Source organism: Paralimibaculum aggregatum (assembly GCF_030270585.1).
Lineage (GTDB): Bacteria > Pseudomonadota > Alphaproteobacteria > Rhodobacterales > Rhodobacteraceae > Thermohalobaculum > Thermohalobaculum aggregatum.
On sequence record NZ_BSYI01000089.1, the window covers coordinates 1 to 4,325 of the forward strand.

The following is a 4,325-nucleotide window of genomic DNA, read 5'->3' on the forward strand; positions in this document are numbered from 1 at the left end:
GGTCAAGGGGTTCATCTGCAAGGTGTCGGCTGGCGGCACCCGCGCCTTCGTCTTCGATTACCGGCTCGGGCGGCAGCGGCGGCAGGTCGCCATCGGGAAGTATCCGGCCTGGTCGGCGCTCAAGGCCCGCCAACGGGCGCAGGAATTGCGGGTCCGGGTCGATCAGGGCCACGATCCCGCATCCGAGCGGGCGGCAGACCGTGCGGCACCGCTGGTGCGCGATCTCTGGGAACGGATGCAGGCCCATGATGCCGCACTGTCCCCGCGTTGCGCGCAGGACCGGCGGCAGATGTGGGAGAAGACGATCCTGCCGGCGCTCGGGCGGCTTCGGGTCGATGCGGTCACGCTCGGCGACATCGAGGCGCTGCATCGCAGGAAGACCGGTGCAGGCCACCCCTATGCCGCCAACCGGCTCGTCCAGGTGCTGCGCACCGCCTTCAACCGGGCGGTGCTCTGGGGAATGCGCGAGGGCAACCCGACCAAGGGCCTGCGGATGAACCCGGAGCGCCCGCGCGAGCGCTACCTAGACGAAGCCGAGTTCCGCCGGCTTCTGGGCGCGCTCGACCGGGTGAACAACCAGGTCTCGGCGGATGCGCTGCGGCTGCTGATGTTCACCGGCGCCCGGCTCGGGGAGGTGCTGAAGGCGCGCTGGAGCCAGTTCGACCTCGAGGCCGGGCTCTGGGTCAAGCCCGCGGCCACCACGAAACAGCGCCGGCTGCACCGCGTGACGCTCACGGCATCGGCGCTCGCGGTGCTGCGCCGGATGCAGGCTGCGCGAACCGGTGAAGCCCTGTTCCCCGGCCCGGGCGCCAGCGACACACAACAGGAGCTGCGCAAAACATTCAGGACCGCCTGCCAGCTGGCCGGGATCGAGGACCTTCGCATCCACGATCTGCGCCACACCTTCGCGAGCATCCTGATCAGCACGGGCAACGACCTGGCGCTGGTCGGCAAGATGCTCGGCCACACCCAGGCGCAGACCACGCTGCGCTATGCCCATCTGCACGATGCGGCGCAACGCCGTGCCTCGGCCCGGTTCGACCGCTTCGTCGGCCACACGGAACAGGCGGCGGAGTAGCGCCCGCGGCAGCACAGGCCCGAGCGGCGCGCCCCACGACGCAGGCCGCTCGGGCCTGTGCTGTCGCGGGCGCGTCAGGTGCAGCGCTCGCCTCTTGCCGGCGCCGCTGCTCGATGTATGACTCTCACGAGAGATGCAGGAGACCGGACCGCCATGGCCGACCCCAGCCAGACGACGCCCGCCGAGGAGATGACCGCCGCCGAAGTCGTCGCCTTCCTCGATCGGGTGGTGCAGAGCTACAAGGGCCAATACGCCCCGCTGGACCGCGCCCTCGGCATGTATGTCCAGGCGCGCACGCTCGGCTGGAAACCGCTCTACCTCATGCGCGACAAGCGGAAGATCCAGGAAGCCGAGGCGATCCTCGGCATCGCCTTCCGCGAGCACTTCCCCGAAACCGGCCCCTGTCCCGACAAGTCGATGTCCTGGCGCCTCGCCAAGAAGGTCAGCAGCTTCTGGCGCGCCGTCCGAGGGGACTATCCCAACATCAGATCTTCAGAGCTTGAAGACCTGACAGAGACGCGGTAGTGGTTTCAGAAGACCTACTTTGAGGGCAGGTAACATGAGACAGCAATCACTCATCAGTAGCCGCCATTCGGCAACCGAAGGCCCAACGTTCGAGAGGATTGCCGATCGCACTTAACGCAATGGGCCATTCTGTAAAACAACCCTACCGCACAAAGCGGTCCGACTGACTTTCGAAGCGCAAATCCAAGCTAGTCTGCTTGACGCTGAGGCACTAAGCTGGTTGGCGAGCCTAAGCTTACGTCGCACTCAGAGAAGAGCACATTGCCCTCGATGCCTTGTACAGTCGTCAATGGATCAAAATAGTCTATGATTGACAGGCTTGAAGTCGTTAATTTTCGCGCATTCCGCACGGAATCGTTCAACTTTTCAAGACTTAATATATTCGTTGGCAGAAACAATTCCGGCAAATCCAGCGCATTGAGTGCGCTCAATATACTTGCCCAAACTACCAACAACACTCAACTGGATTCTGGACCACTTATATTAAACGGTGAGTTTGATCAGCTCGGTACGTTTAAGGACATGGTTCATGGCGGTCGAGCAAATACACCTGTCCGTATCTCTTTTTCCATCCGCGATGTTCAGTGCCAATTCGAAGTGAAATATAGAACGCAACGTCGAGAGATGGAAATCTCGAAGTACCGCCTGTCCCGCAATGGGAATAGTGTTTTTGAGTACGCGGCCACTAAAGATAGATATGATGTTCATATAAATGGCGTTAATATTGACGAGCTAGGCGATCACATCAAAAAGAAAAGACCAAAATTTGACGGCTTCCTCCCCGTATTCAGTGATATTATGATTGCACTGCGCCGCGCCCGTGACGCTGATCGAACTTTCCATGAGAGTAAATACAATTTCTTCAGAGATGTAGATCGCAACTTGTTTCATTTTAGAAGACTTATGATTGAAAGCTTTGGAAGTTTTGAATCACTCGGCCCCTTTCGTGATATTCCCAAACGTACGTACCTTTACTCTGGTGAGACCGCTGCGAATGTTGGAAGAACTGGTGAGAATGCGGTCACAATGATTGCAAGCGACAACTCTAAGCGTGGAAGTGAGCGAGTTGGATTTGTTGATGAGATAACTAAATGGATGAGGGCAACCGAGATTTCTGGCGGCGTACGTGTTAAGAATCTTACCGACAGACATTTTGAAGTTGTAGTCATCGGCAACGATGGAACAGAGCACAATATATGTGATGTAGGGTTTGGCTGCAGCCAGGTACTTCCAGTTCTCGTGGCTGGCATAGGCCATGCACTACTTCGGCGATCGCGCACCGCTCCAATCTTAATAATTCAAGAGCCCGAAATACACTTGCATCCGAACGCGCAGGCCGCACTCGGTTCATTCTTTGCGAACTTAGTATCATATCGTGGACAAGTATTTATTGAAACGCATAGTGACAACCTCGTTTTAAGGGTCGCCAGACACGTTGCTCTCGGCGATCTCTCGCCCGATCAAGTTAAGATATTCTATGTTGAAGACGCGGCCGGTGGTAGGAAGGTCCACGAGGTCGGGATCGACAAAACAGGTTCCTTTAATCCTGACTGGCCCGGCGGTTTCTTCCCTCAGCGCCAGCATGAGTCCTTTGAAGTCGCTCGCGCTGCAATTCGCGAGAATAAAAACCGCACCGGGGAGCAGCTAGAATTTAGGTATCCAAGCAAATGACGAGCCCATCAGTAATTGATACGAATGTGCTAAAATATTTTTTTGACGAGATGCTTTCAGATAAGGAGGACAAATTTTCCATAGCGGTTCGAGCTGTTATGAGCAAAGGCGCCGTCGCTATCGATGATGAGGGGCAAGCGAGACAAGAGTATCTCGACTGCTGCAAGCCGTCGTCCGTGGGGCTGAGTTTAGATGATTGGGTGGTTCTTCAATTAAATAACGGCGCATTCCGTGTCTTTCAAATGGACAAAAGCGCAAGAAATGAACTCAGAAAGCTTGGACTGCCAAATAAAGATCATAAGTGGGTGTTTATAGCGAAGGGCTCGAGTGCAGATCTAATAGTCTCAGAAGACATTGATCTTTTCGATCCGAAATCCAAGAAATCCACAGAGAAGGTGAAGGCAAAAATAAAACGGAATTCAAGCGGTCCTGTCGCGAAATACCTAAAAAAGAAGCATGGGATTACGGTTTGTTGTTGCGATGGTGCATTATGTTTCGTGAGTAGTGAATGATCCGTTCGACCATAATCGATGGCTACCTCTTCCGTGAAGATTGTGTTTTACACTATTGGCAAGAGTGTTAAGACAGCTTTGACTTTCTACGGGATCACCTCCCACTGGATTGCTCACCCCTGCCCTCGACGGTCTCCTGATGTTCAACGTTTTCCGGGGATAGCGTTAAACATTGGAGTGCGAGCCTTCGCGCACCGCGGCGGGCGGGATGGTGTCTCCACACCGCTGTCCGGCTGCTCGGCGCAGCCGTAGGCCGCTCCTGGCTTGTGCCGTCCGCCCGCCCCCGCTCTTGAGAGCATGTTTACCCCCACCTATCTGCCTGTGAGTGACAATTCACTCACAGGAGGATCTGATGAATCGGAAAGATGCGGGGCTGCTGACGGCGAGCGAGGCGGCGGCGTTGCTCGGGGTCAGCGAACGGACATTGCGTCGGTGGGATCAGGCGCGGTGTGGCCCGCCAAGATCGTCAGCCGGACGGAAGCCGATCTACCGGCTTGACGCGGTGCTTCACTGGCTCAAGCGGCAGGAGCGGGGAACGA

Annotated in this window: 5 protein-coding genes; all 5 read left to right on the forward strand. The window is 56.7% G+C overall.

Translation table 11 applies throughout. The annotated features are described in order from the left end of the window. Positions 1 to 1,078 (forward strand): tyrosine-type recombinase/integrase (locus QSJ97_RS24215; RefSeq protein ID WP_285675051.1); only part of this gene is annotated, 1,078 nt, incomplete at its 5' end. A 153-nt stretch (positions 1,079 to 1,231) separates the two neighbouring features. Then, positions 1,232 to 1,603 carry a hypothetical protein gene (locus QSJ97_RS24220; RefSeq protein ID WP_285675052.1) on the forward strand — a complete coding sequence of 124 codons (372 nt, stop codon included), beginning with the start codon at positions 1,232 to 1,234 and terminating at the stop codon, positions 1,601 to 1,603. Between the two features lie 306 nt (positions 1,604 to 1,909). After that, a complete protein-coding gene (locus QSJ97_RS24225; protein ID WP_285675053.1) occupies positions 1,910 to 3,274 on the forward strand; it encodes an AAA family ATPase in 1,365 nt (454 codons plus the stop codon). Beyond that, positions 3,271 to 3,786, forward strand: a complete 516-nt coding sequence (locus tag QSJ97_RS24230; RefSeq protein WP_285675054.1) for a hypothetical protein — start codon at positions 3,271 to 3,273, stop codon at positions 3,784 to 3,786. Before QSJ97_RS24225 ends, QSJ97_RS24230 begins: the two co-directional genes overlap by 4 nt. A gap of 352 nt (positions 3,787 to 4,138) precedes the next feature. Next, on the forward strand, positions 4,139 to 4,325 hold a 187-nt coding region (locus QSJ97_RS24235; protein ID WP_285675055.1), incomplete at its 3' end, for a helix-turn-helix transcriptional regulator.

Excerpts from the sequence above, each read along its gene's own strand:
- QSJ97_RS24225 (WP_285675053.1), top strand. The coding sequence starts at position 1,910 with ATGATTGACAGGCTTGAAGTCGTTAATTTTCGCGCATTCCGCACGGAA.
- QSJ97_RS24220 (WP_285675052.1), top strand. The coding sequence starts at position 1,232 with ATGGCCGACCCCAGCCAGACGACGCCCGCCGAGGAGATGACCGCCGCC.
- QSJ97_RS24230 (WP_285675054.1), top strand. The coding sequence starts at position 3,271 with ATGACGAGCCCATCAGTAATTGATACGAATGTGCTAAAATATTTTTTT.